Here is a 15867-nt window from a genome sequence, read left to right as displayed (position 1 = left end):
CCTCAGCCCACCAGCCGCTGCAACGCTTCCCGATACTTGTCGGCAGTGTGCGCAGTGACTTCAGCAGGCAATGCAGGCGCAGGGGCTTGCTTGTTCCAAGCTTGGCCATTGACCTGCGCTGACTCCAACCAATCCCGAACGAACTGTTTGTCGTAGCTCGGCGGGTTGGCACCCTCCTTCCAACCCTCCACAGGCCAGTAACGCGAGGAGTCTGGGGTCAGCACCTCGTCCATCAGGGTCAGGGTGCCCTGCTCGTCCAGACCGAATTCGAATTTGGTGTCAGCGATGATGATGCCCTTGGTCAGCGCATAGGCTGCGGCTTCGCTGTAGAGGCGGATCGAGACATCGCGCACGCGGGTGGCTAGGTCCTCACCAATGATGGCCACCATCTGGGCAAACGAGATGTTCTCGTCATGGTCGCCCATCTCAGCCTTGGTGGCCGGGGTGAAGATAGGCTCGGGCAGCTTGGATGCGTTTTGCAGGCCTGCGGGCAGCGGCACACCGCACACCTGTTGGTTCTGTTGGTATTCCTTCCAGCCGGAGCCTGCCAAGTAGCCGCGCACCACCGCTTCAACGGGCAGTGGCTTGAGCCGCTTGACCAGCATGGCACGCCCTTCAACTTGAGCACGTTCGTCGGGGGCCACCACACTCAAGGGGTCTTCGCCGGTCAGGTGGTTGGGCACCACATGGCCCAGCTTGTCAAACCAGAACAGCGCCATCTTGGTGAGCAGTGCGCCCTTGCCAGGGATGGGCTCCCCCATCACCACATCGAAAGCCGACAGGCGGTCTGTGGCAATCATCAGCAGGCGGTCATGGCCGACCGCGTAGTTGTCGCGCACCTTGCCACTGGCCAGCAGCGGGAGAGAGTGAAGGGAGCTGGTGTGCAGGGCGTTGTCCATGGCTCAGGCAAGGTCTCAAAGGCCTGAGATTGTAGGTCGCCCAGGCGGACAGCGACCTGACGCCCCCTCCACAAATCATAGGAGTGCAAGACCGATAGTTTCGGCCTTGCACGCCCCTGAGGGGCTTAGCGGACCTGTTGAGCCAGGGCGCCGCGGGCGTAGAGCCCCGCCATGTCGGACAAGCTCATGCCCTTGATCTTGGCAGCCTGGCCTTCGCAACCGAACTCCAGATAGCGCTGCTTGCAGATCTGCTTGGCGGCTTCGCGGGCGGGCTTGAGCCACTCGCGGGCGTCGAACTTGTCGGGGTTCTCGGCCATGAACTTGCGCACAGCGCCCGTCATCGCCAAACGAATGTCGGTGTCAATGTTGATCTTGCGCACACCGTACTTGATGGCTTGCTGGATCTCTTCGACCGGCACGCCGTAGGTCTCTTTCATCTTGCCGCCGTACTGGTTGATGATGGCCAGCAACTCTTGGGGCACCGAGGACGAACCGTGCATCACCAAGTGGGTGTTGGGGATGCGGGCGTTGATTTCCTTGACGCGGTTGATGGCCAAGATATCGCCAGTGGGCTTGCGGCTGAATTTGTAAGCGCCGTGGCTGGTGCCAATGGCAATCGCCAGCGCGTCCAGTTGGGTGGCTTTCACGAACTGAGCGGCCTCTTCGGGGTCAGTCAGCATCTGGCTGTGGTCGAGCTTGCCCACGGCGCCCACACCGTCTTCTTCACCGGCTTCGCCAGTTTCCAGGCTGCCCAGACAGCCCAACTCACCCTCGACGGTGGCGCCAATACGGTGAGCCATTTCCACCACTTGACGGGTCACATTGACGTTGTAGTCAAAGTTAGCCGGCGTCTTGCCGTCTTCCATCAAAGAGCCGTCCATCATCACCGAGCCAAAACCCAGGTCGAGTGCGCCTTGGCAGATCTTGGGACTGGTGCCGTGGTCTTGGTGCATCACCAAGGGGATGTGCGGGTACATCTCTGCAGCCGCTTGAATCAGGTGCTTGATGAAGGGCTCGCCCGCATACTTGCGCGCACCCGCGCTGGCTTGCAGGATGACAGGGGCGCCGACTTCATCGGCAGCCGCCATCACGGCCTGGACTTGCTCCAGGTTGTTGACGTTGAAGGCCGGAATGCCATAGCCGTTTTCGGCAGCATGGTCCAGCAGTTCGCGCATGGAAACGAGTGGCATGGGAAACCCCGAGGAAGTGAAAGAAACCGGTGCGCCGTGAAGGTGCTAAAGCGCCCTTCAAAGGCCAACGCAGGCCGTAACCGCGTCGTAACTTTCACGATTCTAAAGGCCCCAAGCTCTGTAGAGACTGACAGCCTTAGGGGCTTCTCGCGGGCAAAAACGCGGTCAATCCACCCGGCAGACCTTCAACATATTCGTACCGCCGGGGTAACCCATGGGCTCGCCGCAGGTGATGGCATAGGTGTCGCCCGGCTTGAGCGCGCCCTTGGCCACCAAGATGCGCTCGGCCTCGGCCAAGGCCAAGTCACGGTCAGTGAAGGTGGACATCAAGATGGGCCGCACATTGCGGTAGAGCGCCATGCGCGATTGCGAGGTGGCCTTGGTGGTCAGCGCAAAAATCGGCACCTGGATGTTGTGGCGGCTCATCCACAGCGCCGTCGAACCCGACTCCGTCAACGCGATGATGGCCTTGCAGCCCAGGTGGTGCGCGGTGAACAGCGCGCCCATGGCGATGGACTGGTCAATCCGGCCAAAGCGCTTGTTGGTGAAGTCGGCGTCCAGGTGAACATCCTCGGCACGCTCTGCCTCCTGCGCGATCTGGGCCATTTGCTCTACCGTCTCCACAGGGTACTTGCCTGCGGCAGTTTCAGCACTGAGCATCACAGCGTCGGTGCCATCCAACACCGCATTGGCCACGTCTGAAACCTCGGCGCGCGTGGGCACCGGGTTTTGGATCATGGACTCCATCATCTGTGTCGCGGTGATGGCGATTTTGTCCAGCTCGCGCGCCAGCTTGATCATGCGCTTTTGCAGGGCCGGCACCGCCGCATTGCCCACTTCCACCGCCAAGTCACCGCGCGCCACCATGATGCCGTCGCTGGCGCGCAAGATGGCTTCCAGGTGCGGGATGGCCTCGGAGCGCTCGATCTTGGCGATCATGCAGGGCTTGTGGCGGTAGGGCTCGCCCGCCACATTGGCCAGTTGGCGCGCCATCTCCATGTCGGTGGCATTCTTGGGGAAGCTCACCGCCAGGTAATCGCACTGGAAGCTCATGGCCGTACGGATGTCGTCCATGTCCTTGCCCGTCAGGGCAGGGGCCGTCAAACCGCCCCCTTGCTTGTTGATGCCCTTGTTGTTGGAGAGCTCGCCGCCGATCTTCACCAAGGTGTGAACCTGCTCGCCTTGAACGCGGTCCACGGTCAGCACGATCAGGCCGTCATTGAGCAACAGCACATCGCCGGGCTTCACATCACGGGGCAGCTCTTTGTAGTCCAAGCCCACGCCGTTGATGTCACCGGGCTCGGTGCGCGCAGCGTCCAGCACAAAGGGCTGGCCGTTTTCCAGCATGACGCGACCTTCGGCGAACTTGCCAACGCGGATCTTGGGGCCTTGAAGGTCGGCCATCAGCGCAATGGGCTTGCCCACCCGGGCTGCACAGGCCCGGACCAAGTTGGCACGGTCAATGTGGTCCTGCGCCTTGCCATGGCTGAAGTTCAGCCGCACCACATCCACGCCGGCCCGCAGCAACCGCTCCAGCACCTCGGGGTCGCTGGAGGCCGGGCCAAGGGTGGCAACGATTTTGGTAGCGCGGGGCATGCAAGGAGTCTCCGAAAGTAGTGCCCTTCAGCAGTCTGAGGGGCTGTTGTCAGCACACCATCATACGCAGCCCCAGCCCCTCGGGGGTTACCGTTAGGTTACCGGGGCGCGCAGCGGCCTCAGCGCTTGGCGGCAGCGGCCACATCGGCCACGGCCAAGGCCGTCATGTTGACCACCCGGCGCATGGTGGCTGAGGGCGTCAGCACATGCACCGGCGCAGCGGTGCCCAACAAGATCGGCCCGACCGTGACGCCATGGCTCCCCGTCACCTTGAGCACATTGAACAAGATGTTGGCCGCGTCAATATTGGGCAGCACCAACAGGTTGGCGGAGCCCTTCAGCGTGGTCTCGGGCAGCACGGCTTGGCGGATGGTTTCAGACAGTGCCGCGTCGCCGTGCATTTCGCCATCGCACTCGATGTGCGGGGCCTGCTGCACAAACAGATCGCGTGCGGCACGCATGCGCTTGGCCGAGCCCCGGCTGGAAGAGCCATACATCGAGTGGCTCAAGAACGCCACCTTGGCCGGGAAGCCAAAGCGCTGCACTTCATCAGCCGCCATCTGGGCGATCTGCGCCAGCTCGGCCGCGCTGGGCTCTTCATTCACAAAGGTGTCGGTGATGAACAGGGTGTGCTGCTCCAGCATCAGCGCGTTCATGGTGGCCATCACGCCGCCTTCTTGGCGAGCACCGATGACCGTCTTGACATGCTCGAAGTGCGCATCAAAGCGGCCGACCAAGCCACACAGCATGGCGTCGGCATCGCCGCGCTTGAGCAGCATGCTGGCGATCAAGGTGTTGGAGCGGCGCAGCGCGGATTTGGCGGTTTCTGGCGACACGCCGTCGCGGCCCATCAGCCGGTGGTAGCCCTCCCAGCAGTCGCGGAAGCGCGGGTCGTTCTCTGGGTCCACCACTTCAAAGTCCACACCGGGTTTGAGGCGCAGGCCGGCGCGCTCAATGCGCATGGCAATCACCGCCGGGCGGCCCACCAAAATGGGCTTGGCCAAGCCCTCGTCCAGCACCACTTGCACCGCACGCAGCACGCGCTCGTCTTCACCTTCTGCGTAGATGACGCGCGCCGGCGCCGCCTTGGCCGCCATGAAGACCGGGCGCATCAGCATGCCGGTTTGCGAGACAAAGCGGTTCAAGGACTGGCGATAGGCCTCCATGTCGGTGATGGGCCGAGTGGCCACACCGCTCTCTTCCGCGGCTTTGGCCACGGCCGGCGCAATGCGCAGGATGAGGCGCGCGTCAAACGGCGTGGGGATCAGGTACTCAGGCCCAAACTTCAGTTCTTTGCCGGCATAGGCGGCGGCCACTTCGTCCGAAGCCTCAGCCTTGGCCAAGGCGGCGATCTCGCGCACACAGGCCAGCTTCATGGCCTCGGTGATGCGGGTCGCACCGCAGTCCAGCGCACCGCGGAAGATGTAGGGGAAACACAGGACGTTGTTGACCTGGTTGGGGTAGTCCGAGCGCCCCGTCGCAATGATGCAATCCGGGCGCACGGCCTTGGCCAATTCGGGCCGGATCTCAGGTTCGGGGTTGGCCAGCGCCAAGATGATGGGCTGGCTGGCCATGGTCTTGACCATCTCGGCGGTGAGCACCCCAGCGGCCGAGCAGCCCAGGAACACATCGGCCCCGGCCACCACATCGGCCAAGGTTTGGGCCGTCGTTTGTTGGCAATAGCGCTGCTTGGACTCATCCAGTTTGTCGCCCCGGCCTTCGCGAATGACGCCTTTGGAGTCGCAGACAAATATGTTGGAGGGCTTAACGCCCAGGCCCACCATCAGGTCCAGGCAGGCAATGGCCGCGGCCCCGGCGCCCGACACCGCCAGCTTGACCTCGTCGATCTTCTTGCCCACCAGCTCCAGGCCATTGAGCAAGGCCGCGCCCGAGATGATGGCCGTGCCGTGCTGGTCGTCGTGGAAGACGGGGATGTTCATGCGCTCGCGCAACTGCTTCTCGATGTAGAAGCACTCGGGCGCCTTGATGTCTTCCAGGTTCACGCCACCCAGCGTGGGTTCCATGGCGGCAATGATCTCGACCAATTTGTCGGGGTCGTTCTCGGCCAGCTCGATGTCAAACACATCGATGCCGGCAAACTTCTTGAACAAGCAGCCCTTGCCTTCCATCACCGGCTTGCCGGCCAAGGGGCCGATATTGCCCAGGCCCAGCACGGCCGTGCCGTTGGTGACGACCCCCACCAAGTTGGCGCGCGAGGTGTACTCGGCTGCCAGCGACGGGTCTTCCTCGATCGCCAAGCAGGCATAGGCCACGCCCGGCGAATAGGCCAGGCTCAGGTCACGCTGGTTGGACAGCGGCTTGGTGGCATTGACGGCGATCTTGCCGCGCGTGGGGGTGCGGTGGTAGTCGAGGGCGGCATCGCGCAGGGCCTGTTCGGCAGCGCTGAGGTTTTTTGAGGTCATTCGGTGGAGTCTCCTTGGGAGAAGGCACTGTAGGCTTTGCCAGCAGTCCCCCCATCCGTAGGGCCCACATCATGCCGTTTTTGCATGAATTGATGACGAGGCCTCAGCGCGCAGCGGCCTCACGTCAACCCGCGCTGTTTGAGCCTTAGCGCTGGTCGCTCCACAAAGCGCCAGCTCAGGGCCCCAGCTGCCATCGAAAGGGCCATGGTCAGAGTGACGCCCCAAACCAAGGGCATATCTGGCCAATGCCACAGCAGAATCTTGTTGATGGGCCACGCATAAAGGTATGTGCCATAGGACATGTCGGGCAGGCGATGAAAGGCCAGCGGCCCCAGCCCCTGTTTGGCAAAAACCAAGATGGCATAGCCCCAACACCAGGCCGTTGCCACCTCGGCCAAAGGGTTCAGCGGCATCAACAACAGCCACATCAGCAGTGCGACAGCGGCCCGAGTGCCAGACCAGACCCAACCTGACTCAAACCAAGCAAAACATGCGCCGGCAGAGAACACCATGGCACAGCGCACAAGGTTTTCGACCATGGGCGAAGGGGGCGTCCAGCCGCCCATACGCAGGCTGACAAACGCGACCACCAACACCACCGCCAAAGCTGCCCAGACGCGGGCCTGCTGCAGCGGCAGCAACAGGCCCAAGGCCATCACCAAGAGATAGCAGAAGAACTCATAACGAATCGTCCACAAGGAGGCATTCAGCAGGGGATAGGGTGTACCGGCGAACACAGGTGGCGTGGACGGTGGCGCCAGAGTGATCCAGGTCCAGGCATAGCGCAGCCCATTGAACTGCTCGAGGTACTCTGCCCCGCCGTACATCGGCCCAACGACCAAGGCGCAGATCAAGGACGCGACCGCAAAGCCCGGAAAGATGCGCAACAGCCGCGCGGCCAAGTAGGCGCGGGCTACTGGACGAGCCATCCAGCTCTTGCTCACCAAGTAGCCGCTGAGCACGAAAAAGCTGTCAACGGCCAGTTCGCCAAATGACAGCGTTCCAAAAACCTGGGTCAGCAGTTCTCGCTGTCGATGGCCGTCCTGCAAATCAGGCACGTGCGACAAGATGACCATGCTGGCAAACACCAGCCTGAGCATGTTGAAGTTGTTGTGGCGCTCCGCCATGTCAGCTCGCCCATGTGCTGTTGCGGCGCGCGCAGAATGCTCCAGGGCCTGCAGCACAGGCCCTAGAGCCCTTCGGGTGTCAGCCCGCTGCGCGCTTGCTGAGGATCTCGAAGGCCGGCAAGGTCTTGCCTTCCAACACCTCCAAGAAGGCGCCGCCGCCGGTGGAGATGTAACCCACCTGCTTTTCAATGCCGTACTTGGCAATCGCTGCCAGGGTGTCGCCGCCGCCGGCAATGCTGAAGGCACTGCTCTGGGCAATCGCCTGGGCGATGGCCTTGGTGCCGCCTTCAAAAGCCTCGAACTCAAACACGCCGACCGGGCCGTTCCAAACGATGGTGCCTGCGGCCTTGAGCTGAGCGGCCAACTTGGCGGCCGTCTTGGGGCCGATGTCCAGGATCAGGTCATCGTCGGCCACGTCGGTCGCCGCCTTGACCGTGGCTTCAGCATCGGCCGCGAAACGCTTAGCGCAGACCACGTCTTCAGGAATCGGCACTTCAGCACCACGGGCCTTCATGGCCGCGATGACGGCGGTGGCTTCGCCCAGCAGGTCGGGCTCGGCCAGGCTCTTGCCGATCTTCAGGCCTGCGGCCAGCATGAAGGTGTTGGCAATGCCGCCGCCCACGATCAGGCCGTCCACGTTCTTGGACAGCGCTTGCAAGATGGTCAGCTTGGTGCTGACCTTGGAGCCGGCGACGATGGCGACCAAGGGGCGCTTGGGATTGGCCAAGGCCTTGGAGATGGCGTCGATCTCGGCCGCCAACAAGGGGCCGGCGCAAGCGATGGGCGCGAATTGCGCGATGCCATAGGTGGAAGCCTCGGCGCGGTGGGCAGTGCCAAAGGCGTCGTGCACAAAGATGTCGCAGAGCGCCGCCATTTTCTTGGCGAGTTCTTCGTTGTTTTTCTTTTCACCCTTGTTGACGCGGCAGTTCTCCAGCATCACCACCTCGCCCGGCGCGACTTGCACGCCGTCCACCCAATTGGCCACCAGCTTGACTTCGCGGCCCAGCAACTCGCCCATGCGCTTGGCCACTGGGGCCAGCGAGTCTTCGGGCTTGAACTCGCCCTCGGTGGGGCGGCCCAGGTGGGAGGTGACCATCACGGCGGCACCCGCCTTGAGCGCCAGCTCGATGCAGGGCACCGAGGCCCGCACGCGGGTGTCTTCGGTGATGTTGCCGGCATCGTCTTGCGGCACGTTCAGGTCAGCACGGATGAACACGCGTTTGCCTTCCACTTGGCCTTGGGCCACCAGATCGGCGAATCGAATCACTTTCATGGCAATCTCCTCTTGAGGTTCAAAAACAAAGCAAAAATCAGGTCCAACCCAGGCCCAGGCGCAGCACCAGCAGCACGGCAGTGCCGCACACAATCGTGCCCAGAATGCCTTTGCGCAGCACATACCAGGCGAGGCCCGCGGCCGCGGCGAAAAGGCGGGGGTCCTGCCAGGTTTGGATCAGGTGGCCTTGGGTCAGCACGGTTTCAGGCACCACAATGGCGACCAAGGCCGCCAAGGGGGCGTAACGCAGCGCATCACGCAGCCAATCAGGCATAGGCAGGTCGGTCTTGGGGATGAGAAAGAAGCTGCGGCACAGCACGGTGATCACCGCCAAGCCCACGATGGTGAAGAGCGCCATCCATTCATTCATGGAGCGACTCCCCGCTGGCGGCGCTGCCATTGCTCCAGCGCCAGCCCGGTGACGATGGCCGCGACGATGGCCACCACGATGTGCAGCTTGAGCGGCAAACCATAGGACGCCACGGCGGCGACCGCCGCCACGCCGGCCGCCGCCCAGGTGGTCGACGTGGTCAGCAATGAGGCGGTGATGCCCAGCAGCGCCAGCACACCGGCGTAGCCCAGGCCCCAATGCGGCGGGATCACGTTGGCCAACAAAATGCCCGCCACGGAGAAGGTCTGCCAAGCCACCCAATTGGTGGCCACGCTGCCCCAGAAATAAGCTTCTTGGCCATCGGCGGGGCGAGGTTCAGGGAAGCGCCGCTGGAAGAAGATGTAGTTCAAGTCGCCCGTGAAATAGCCCAGCGTCAGGCGGCGCTTGAGCGGCAAATGCGCGAAGTAGGGCCGCAGGCCGGCGCTGAAGATCACAAAGCGCAGATTGACACAGGTCGCGGTGGCCCAAATCAGCCAGACCGGTGCGCCGGCGATGATCAAGGGCAACGAAGCCAGTTGGGCGCTGCCCGCGAACACCAGAAAGGTCATGGCCAGGGAGAGTGGCACCCCCAGGCCCGACTTGACCATGGCCACACCGGTCACCAAGCCCCAGGCGCCAATGCCCAGGGCTGCGGACGCCATATCGCGGGCGCCGCGCTCAAACTCAGGGTGGTGGCGCAGGGCCAGGACGGAGGGCAGGGAATGCATCCCGCCATTGTCCTATGACGCGCAGCGCTCTCAACAACGCCCGGACGGGACGGCTGGCGTCCGCAGGCACTGCCCCGTTTGGCGCGCCTCAGTGAGCCGCTTTGCCGGCGGACTTGACCGTGGATTTGTCAGCGGATTTGTCTGGCGCTTTATCAGCGGCCTTGTCTTCGCTGGCTGCGTGCCCATCAGCGGCTGCGCCGTGAGCATCGCCCTCTTCACCCTCGGCGGGCGGCTTGGGCTTGGGTTTGGGCGGGTCGCGCGGCACCACCGGGATCACCGGCTCCAACTTGTTTTCCCGCATGTAGTCGTCCATTTCGCGCCAGCCGGTGTACATGGCGGCTTTGTCAGACTTTTTGTTCAGCGTGTAGCAGTCCTCAATGGCCCGCCCGGCATGGCGGCAGGCCGCCCCCAAGGCCTTGCCCTCGGCCGTGCGCTTTTCAGCGACCACGGTGGCCGATTCGATGCCCAGCATGTCGCAGCCACCCAAGGTCAGGGCGGAGGCCAGCAGAGCAAGCGACAGAAGAGGTGAGCGCATGGCGGTGAGCAAGAGAGCCGAAGGACGCGGCACATTGAGGGTGCCTCTGAGGTCTTATCGGCCACACACCGTTGTCGCTTGAGGGCGCGATGCGCCCTGCCCTGCAACAGCTCGTGACGGCAAACCGCCGCTCAGCGCCCCATGCTTCGCGCCATTTCCAGCAGGCGCTCGACCCGCTCCTCGGTGGCCGGGTGCGTGGAGAACAAGCCCCGCAGCCCACCACCAGACAGTGGGTTCATGATCATCATCTGGGCGGTTTCGGGATGCTGCTCGGTGGCCTGCAGAGGCACACCTTGGGCGACCCGCTGGATTTTTTGCAGAGCCGAGGCCAATGCAGCCGGGTCGCCAGAGATTTCGGCGCCGCCACGGTCGGCCTCAAACTCACGCGAGCGGCTGATGGCCATTTGAATCACGCTGGCCGCCAGCGGGGCCAGGAACATCACCAAGATAGACACGATGGGATTGACCGGGCGGCCTTCGCTGTCTCGCCCGCCCAACATCATGCCGAAGTTGGCCAGCATGGAGATGGCGCCAGCCATGGTGGCGCTGATGGTGGAGATCAGGATGTCGCGGTTCTTGACATGGGCCAGCTCATGGGCCATCACGCCGCGCAGTTCGCGCTCGTTGAGCACCCGCAAAATGCCGGTGGTGGCCGCCACCGCCGCGTTCTCAGGGTTGCGGCCGGTGGCAAAAGCATTGGGTGCCTGCTCGTTGATCAGGTAGACGCGCGGCATGGGCATCTGCGCCCGCTCGGCCAGCTCTTGAACCATGTGATAGAACTGCGGCGCACTCTGGGCATCGACCTCCTGCGCGTTGTACATGCGCAGCACCATCTTGTCCGAGAACCAGTAGCTGTAGAAGTTCATGCCCACGGCCACCGCGAGCGCGATCATCATGCCCGTCTGGCCCCCCAGAAACTGGCCAATGACCATGAACAGGGCGGTGATGGCCGCCATCAGGATGGCGGTCTTCATCAGATTGAACATGCCGAGAACTCCTTGGAGGTGTGTGGGCAGGAAGCAGCCCACCGCCCCCTGAGATGCGGGCGGACCCGCAAAGTTCAATCCGCCAGGAGAAGCGACTGCCCCACCAAACCGGGCCGCCCCTGCAAAAAGGCGGCAATCGGGCCCCGCCGCCCGCCGGGGCGCTGCACCTGCTGCAGGGCCAAAGCGCCTTGCCCACAAGCCACGATGAAGCGGTCGCCACTGGCATCCAACACCTGGCCGGGCTGGCCGTGAAGGCCGCTCAGCACCGTGGCCTGCCAGACTTTGACGGACTCGCCAGCGCAGTCAAAGCTCACCCCAGGGAAGGGGTCGAAGGCCCGAATACGGCGGGAGATCACTTCAGCCGGCAGGGTCCAGTCCAGTGCGGCTTCCGATTTCTCGATCTTGTGGGCATAGGTAATGCCTTCGCTGGGTTGCGGCGTGGCCGCCAGAGGCCCAACGCGCAACTGCTGCAGTGCGGCCACCACCATGCGACCGCCCATGGCCGCTAACTCGTCATGCAAGCTGGCGGTGGTGTGCTGCGCTTGAATGGCAAGACGCTCTAGGGCCAGCATGTCCCCGGTGTCCAGGCCCTCATCCATTTGCATCAAGGTGATGCCGGTTTCGGCGTCGCCGGCCTCGATGGCACGGTGGATGGGCGCCGCACCGCGCCAGCGCGGCAGCAGCGAGGCATGGATGTTCAGGCAGCCCAAGCGCGGCAAGGTCAGCACCCAGGCGGGCAAGATCAGACCATAGGCAGCCACCACCAGCACGTCAGGGGCCGCTGCTTGCAAGGCTTGCTGAGCAGCCCGTGCGTCCTCGGGATACTTGCCGTCCAGACGCAAACTCCGCGGCTGAGCCACCGGCACACCCCATTCTTGCGCGGCCTGTTTGACCGGCGACGCCTGGAGCTTCATGCCGCGCCCCGCCGGCCGGTCGGGCTGGGTCAGCACCAGCGGCGGCTCAAAGCCTGCGGCGTGAATCGCCCGCAAGGCCACCGCCGCAAACTCGGGCGTGCCCGCAAACGCAACCCGCAGACCAGCCGGCGCAGCCCCAGGCACAGAAGCCATGCTCATGGCCTTTGCTCGTCACGCGTGCGCTTGATCATCTTGACCTTGATGCGCTCGCGCTTGAGCAGGCTCAGGTACTCGACAAACACTTTGCCGCGCAGGTGGTCCATCTCGTGCTGGACGCAGACCGAGGCCAAGCCTTCGGCCTCGAACTGGAAGGGCTGGCCATGGCGATCGAGTGCTTTGACCGTCACCCGGGCATGACGCTCGACCTTGTCGTAGATGGTCGGCACGGAGAGGCAGCCTTCGTCGCCCAGCATCATCTCGTCGCTGACGGCGATCAACTCAGGGTTGATCAAGACCAAGGGCTGGTCGTGTTTTTCGGAGGTGTCCATCACGATCAAGCGCTCATGCACATCGACCTGGGTGGCGGCCAGGCCCACCCCCTCAGCGGCGTACATGGTTTCCAGCATGTCGGCGGCCAATGTGCGAATTCGGTCATCGACCTGGGCAATGGGTGCGGCCACCTTGTGCAGGCGGGGATCGGGATAGCGGAGAATGTTCAGAAGAGCCATGAATCAGCACGGTTGCGGCCTGGCAAGGCCTGGGCAGGATGTTGAGGCGACACAACGAGCGGGCGTTAACCCGGTCAAAGACGCGAATGGTTTCTCATTGGCGACCCTTGTTTCATTGCGGCATCAAGGCTTTAGGGGCAGAATTTGCGGAGCTTTCTCAGCATTTCAGCGGGTGGTTATGTGCACACCCCGTCAAGAATCGCACCGGGGTTCACACCCGGAATTGTTGCACTGCCCAGAATTTCCGGCTCATTGCCCGGGAGCGACACACCATGAGCCGATTCCATCACCGTCCACCTTTTGCCTTTTCGCTGGCCCTCAGCGCCGTGTTGACGCTGTGCGCAGCAGGCCCCGGCGCCTTGGCGCAAGGGGTTACGCCACAGCAGCAAGCCACGGCCAACAAGGTCGCCGACGCAGGTGTACCGCTGTCCGAGTTGGCTGCCAATGCCCCCGACAGCTACACGGTCAAGCGCGGCGACACGCTCTGGGACATCTCCAAGCTGTTCCTCAAGTCGCCTTGGCGCTGGCCCGAGCTGTGGGGCATGAACAAAGCCGCCGTTCGCAATCCTCACCTGATCTACCCAGGTCAGGTGTTGGTGCTGGAGCGTACCGCCGACGGTAAGGCCGTGTTGCGCATGGGCAAGCAAGTGGGCGGCCCTGGCGGCGCGAGCGGCGAGGCCGGCCTCACCAAGCTCAGCCCCAGCGTCCGCGCTGAGCCCCTGACCTTGGGCGCGATTGCCTCCGTTCCCATGCAACTGATCGGTCCCTTCCTCACCGATGCAGTCGTCTTTGACAGCAACGAATTGGAGTCGGCCCCTCGCGTGGTGGCGACCCAAGCGGGCCGCATGTTGGTCTCCAAGGGTGAAGTGGCCTATGTCCGGGGTGACGTGGACGCGGCCCGTAATTGGCAGATGTTCCGCAGCCCCAAGCCGCTGCGCGACCCCCAAACCGGCCAAGTGCTCGGGTTTGAAGCCCGCCATGTTGGGGTCGCCGAGATCGTGCGCCGTGGCGAGGGTGCCGCGGGTTCGGGCCTAGGGGCGGATGGCAAAGACTTGGTCGTGCCGCACAGCATTCGCGTCACCAGCCTGCGCGAAGAGGCTGATGTCGGCGTCCGCCTCGCTCCGCTGCCGGCCCGCGACACCGAGGCCTTTGCACCTCACAGCCCCAATGGCCCGGTCGACGGCCGCATCGTGTCCATCTATGGTGACGGCCGAGTCGCCGGCCAAAACCAGATCGTGGCCATCAACCGAGGCGCCCAAGACGGCATGGAGCGCGGCCATGTACTGGCGCTTTGGGCCAAGGGCGGTATCAAGCGCGACTCAATCACCGGTGACCGTGCCACGTTGGCCATCCCCGATGAGCGCCACGGCACCTTGTTTGTGTTCCGGGTATTCGAACGCGTCTCCTATGCCCTGATCCTGCAGGCCGAGCAGCCGGTGCAGGCGGGCGATCGCTTCAGCCAACCCTGAGGACAAAGGCAGACCATGGCCGACGGCAAGGAGCTGGAAGCCTGGTTGTATTTGAACCCTCGCGCTGGTCTTGGGGCCGCGGCCGTGCGGCGTCTGCTGGCGGCCTTTGGGTCACCCCAAGCGGTCTTGGACGCAGGCCCTGGCGCTTGGCGTGAAGTGGGCGGCGCGGACGCCGCCAAAGCCTTGGCGCAGCCCAGCGACTTGGCGCAGCAGATCGTGGCGCACGGCCTGCAGTGGCAGGCCACCACGCCGGGCGCCCAGGTGATCGCACTGGGCGAGCCTGCCTACCCGGCAGCCTTGCTCCAAACGGCGGACCCACCGTTTCTGCTGTTTTGCCGCGGCCAAGTGAGTTTGCTGCAGCAGCCCTCACTCGCCATTGTCGGCAGCCGCCATGCCACGGCCCAGGGCATTGAGAACGCCCGCGCCTTTGCCAAGCACCTCAGTGACGCGGGTCTGTGTATCGTGTCCGGTCTGGCCGCAGGCATCGACGGCGCCGCTCACGAAGGCGGCTTGAGTGGCCGAGGCAGCACGATTGCGGTGATGGGCACGGGGCCGGAACAGCTTTACCCGCGCCGGCACCAAAAGCTCGGCGAGCGCATTGCGCAAGAAGGCCTGTTGCTGACCGAGTTTGCCCCCGGCACGCCACCGCTGCCAGCGCACTTTCCGCAGCGCAACCGCATCATTGCGGGCCTGTCACTGGGGACCTTGGTGGTGGAGGCCGCGGTTCAATCGGGCTCCTTGATCACCGCCCGCATGGCCTCGGAGTGTGGCCGAGAAGTCTTCGCCATTCCCGGCTCCATCCACTCCCCCGTGGCCAAGGGCTGCCATCGCTTGATCCAGCAGGGCGCCAAGTTGGTCGAAACGGGTGAAGACATTTTGCAAGAGCTGCGGGCCCAGACGGCGCTATTGAGCCCACCCAGCGCACGTGCGCCGGAGGGTGTATCACCAGCAGTCGCCAGCGCCCGCACCACGGACCCTTTGCTGCTGGCTTTGGGGCAAGACCCCTTGTCGCTGGATGCACTGGTGGCCCGCACGGGCTGGCCTGCCGCCACCCTGTCTGCGCGGCTGCTGGAGCTGGAGCTCACCGGCGAGGTTGCCCGGCTGCCCGGTGGCTACTTTCAACGCTGCGGCCAGGCTTGACGGGCTGCTGCCCGCCCAGGCGGGCCGGCTCGGGTATAGTGGCTCGCATCATGTTTGAAGTTCTGGTCTACCTGTACGAAAACTACTGGCGACCTGACGCCTGCCCCGAGCCCGATCAGCTCAGCCGCAAGCTCTCCGCTGTAGGGTTTGAGTCCGACGAAATCCAGGAGGCGCTGAGTTGGTTGTCTGGCCTCAACGGCCACGCACAATCGCGGGCGCTGCTGGATGACTCCTCGTCGCGCAGCCTGCGCCTCTACGCCCCTCAAGAGCAGGAGCAGTTGGGCGCTGAGTGCATCGCATTCATCAGCTTCTTAGAGTCCGCAGGCGTGCTGACCCCGGCATTGCGCGAGTTCGTCATCGACCGTGCTTGGGCAGTCGGCGCCGGCCCTCTCTCGCTGGATGACCTGAAGATCATCGTCTTGATGGTGTTCTGGAGCTTGGGCGAAGAGCCGGATGCCTTGATCCTGGACGAGCTGTTCGTCGCGCCTGAAGATCGTTTGATTCACTGAAGCGCTGCCGGGCGCAGCCGAAGCCCCGGAGACGCTCAGC

The 15867-nt window shown here is 63.8% G+C and carries 15 protein-coding genes; 3 read left to right on the top strand and 12 right to left on the bottom strand.

The genetic code is table 11. The features are described 5' to 3' along the window. Positions 1-2 precede the first annotated feature (2 nt). The 12 genes from KAK11_RS14565 to def form a co-directional block, all read right to left on the bottom strand. Entirely contained in the window at positions 3-899 is an 897-nt protein-coding gene (locus KAK11_RS14565; RefSeq protein ID WP_210809923.1) for a phosphoribosylaminoimidazolesuccinocarboxamide synthase, read from the bottom strand. 125 nt (positions 900-1024) lie between these two features. Further along, positions 1025-2089 carry a class II fructose-bisphosphate aldolase gene (gene fba, locus KAK11_RS14560; protein WP_210809922.1) on the bottom strand — a complete coding sequence of 355 codons (1065 nt, stop codon included), beginning with the start codon at positions 2087-2089 and terminating at the stop codon, positions 1025-1027. 165 nt (positions 2090-2254) lie between these two features. Then, the gene (gene pyk / locus KAK11_RS14555; RefSeq protein WP_210809921.1) at positions 2255-3685 is read right to left on the bottom strand and encodes a pyruvate kinase; all 1431 of its coding nucleotides are present in this window, start codon (positions 3683-3685) and stop codon (positions 2255-2257) included. A gap of 119 nt (positions 3686-3804) precedes the next feature. Next, on the bottom strand, positions 3805-6108 hold the full coding sequence (locus tag KAK11_RS14550; RefSeq protein ID WP_210809920.1) for an NADP-dependent malic enzyme: 2304 nt from the start codon (positions 6106-6108) through the stop codon (positions 3805-3807). 119 nt (positions 6109-6227) lie between these two features. Continuing rightward, positions 6228-7235: an acyltransferase family protein gene (locus tag KAK11_RS14545; protein WP_210809919.1), complete on the bottom strand. Its 1008-nt coding sequence runs from the start codon at positions 7233-7235 to the stop codon at positions 6228-6230. Positions 7236-7314: 79 nt separating this feature from the next. Then, positions 7315-8508, bottom strand: coding sequence for a phosphoglycerate kinase (locus tag KAK11_RS14540; protein WP_210809918.1), 1194 nt, complete (start codon positions 8506-8508; stop codon positions 7315-7317). A gap of 37 nt (positions 8509-8545) precedes the next feature. After that, positions 8546-8878 carry a branched-chain amino acid transport AzlD family protein gene (locus KAK11_RS14535; protein WP_210809917.1) on the bottom strand — a complete coding sequence of 111 codons (333 nt, stop codon included), beginning with the start codon at positions 8876-8878 and terminating at the stop codon, positions 8546-8548. Then, positions 8875-9606, bottom strand: coding sequence for an AzlC family ABC transporter permease (locus tag KAK11_RS14530; RefSeq protein ID WP_210809916.1), 732 nt, complete (start codon positions 9604-9606; stop codon positions 8875-8877). Before KAK11_RS14530 ends, KAK11_RS14535 begins: the two co-directional genes overlap by 4 nt. 88 nt (positions 9607-9694) lie before the next feature. Beyond that, entirely contained in the window at positions 9695-10141 is a 447-nt protein-coding gene (locus tag KAK11_RS21850; RefSeq protein WP_246498962.1) for a hypothetical protein, read from the bottom strand. A gap of 131 nt (positions 10142-10272) precedes the next feature. Further along, positions 10273-11127 (bottom strand): zinc metalloprotease HtpX, encoded by an 855-nt coding sequence (gene htpX, locus KAK11_RS14520; RefSeq protein WP_210809915.1) that lies wholly within the window; start codon positions 11125-11127, stop codon positions 10273-10275. A gap of 74 nt (positions 11128-11201) precedes the next feature. Next, positions 11202-12161 (bottom strand): methionyl-tRNA formyltransferase, encoded by a 960-nt coding sequence (gene fmt, locus KAK11_RS14515; protein WP_210810073.1) that lies wholly within the window; start codon positions 12159-12161, stop codon positions 11202-11204. 35 nt (positions 12162-12196) lie between these two features. After that, positions 12197-12709, bottom strand: coding sequence for a peptide deformylase (def, locus tag KAK11_RS14510; RefSeq protein WP_210809914.1), 513 nt, complete (start codon positions 12707-12709; stop codon positions 12197-12199). A gap of 272 nt (positions 12710-12981) precedes the next feature. On the opposite strand from def, the gene KAK11_RS14505 reads away from it, so the two are divergent. From KAK11_RS14505 to KAK11_RS14495, 3 genes are read left to right on the top strand one after another with little or no spacing between them, the layout of a single operon-like run. Beyond that, a complete protein-coding gene (locus tag KAK11_RS14505; protein WP_210809913.1) occupies positions 12982-14178 on the top strand; it encodes a LysM peptidoglycan-binding domain-containing protein in 1197 nt (398 codons plus the stop codon). A gap of 15 nt (positions 14179-14193) precedes the next feature. Beyond that, positions 14194-15318, top strand: coding sequence for a DNA-processing protein DprA (gene dprA / locus KAK11_RS14500; RefSeq protein WP_210809912.1), 1125 nt, complete (start codon positions 14194-14196; stop codon positions 15316-15318). A gap of 50 nt (positions 15319-15368) precedes the next feature. Then, entirely contained in the window at positions 15369-15827 is a 459-nt protein-coding gene (locus KAK11_RS14495; RefSeq protein WP_210809911.1) for a Smg family protein, read from the top strand. The last annotated feature ends 40 nt before the right edge of the window (positions 15828-15867 follow it).

Origin of the sequence: Ideonella paludis (assembly GCF_018069865.1) — a bacterium.
Classification (GTDB): Bacteria; Pseudomonadota; Gammaproteobacteria; order Burkholderiales; family Burkholderiaceae_C; genus Ideonella; species Ideonella paludis.
Note: the sequence above shows the minus strand (reverse complement) of the source record. Positions and strands in the feature narration are given on the sequence as shown.

Excerpts from the sequence above, each read along its gene's own strand:
- KAK11_RS14565 (WP_210809923.1), bottom strand. The coding sequence starts at position 899 with ATGGACAACGCCCTGCACACCAGCTCCCTTCACTCTCTCCCGCTGCTG.
- fba (WP_210809922.1), bottom strand. The coding sequence starts at position 2,089 with ATGCCACTCGTTTCCATGCGCGAACTGCTGGACCATGCTGCCGAAAAC.
- pyk (WP_210809921.1), bottom strand. The coding sequence starts at position 3,685 with ATGCCCCGCGCTACCAAAATCGTTGCCACCCTTGGCCCGGCCTCCAGC.
- KAK11_RS14550 (WP_210809920.1), bottom strand. The coding sequence starts at position 6,108 with ATGACCTCAAAAAACCTCAGCGCTGCCGAACAGGCCCTGCGCGATGCC.
- KAK11_RS14545 (WP_210809919.1), bottom strand. The coding sequence starts at position 7,235 with ATGGCGGAGCGCCACAACAACTTCAACATGCTCAGGCTGGTGTTTGCC.
- KAK11_RS14540 (WP_210809918.1), bottom strand. The coding sequence starts at position 8,508 with ATGAAAGTGATTCGATTCGCCGATCTGGTGGCCCAAGGCCAAGTGGAA.
- KAK11_RS14535 (WP_210809917.1), bottom strand. The coding sequence starts at position 8,878 with ATGAATGAATGGATGGCGCTCTTCACCATCGTGGGCTTGGCGGTGATC.
- KAK11_RS14530 (WP_210809916.1), bottom strand. The coding sequence starts at position 9,606 with ATGCATTCCCTGCCCTCCGTCCTGGCCCTGCGCCACCACCCTGAGTTT.
- KAK11_RS21850 (WP_246498962.1), bottom strand. The coding sequence starts at position 10,141 with ATGCGCTCACCTCTTCTGTCGCTTGCTCTGCTGGCCTCCGCCCTGACC.
- htpX (WP_210809915.1), bottom strand. The coding sequence starts at position 11,127 with ATGTTCAATCTGATGAAGACCGCCATCCTGATGGCGGCCATCACCGCC.
- def (WP_210809914.1), bottom strand. The coding sequence starts at position 12,709 with ATGGCTCTTCTGAACATTCTCCGCTATCCCGATCCCCGCCTGCACAAG.
- KAK11_RS14505 (WP_210809913.1), top strand. The coding sequence starts at position 12,982 with ATGAGCCGATTCCATCACCGTCCACCTTTTGCCTTTTCGCTGGCCCTC.
- dprA (WP_210809912.1), top strand. The coding sequence starts at position 14,194 with ATGGCCGACGGCAAGGAGCTGGAAGCCTGGTTGTATTTGAACCCTCGC.
- KAK11_RS14495 (WP_210809911.1), top strand. The coding sequence starts at position 15,369 with ATGTTTGAAGTTCTGGTCTACCTGTACGAAAACTACTGGCGACCTGAC.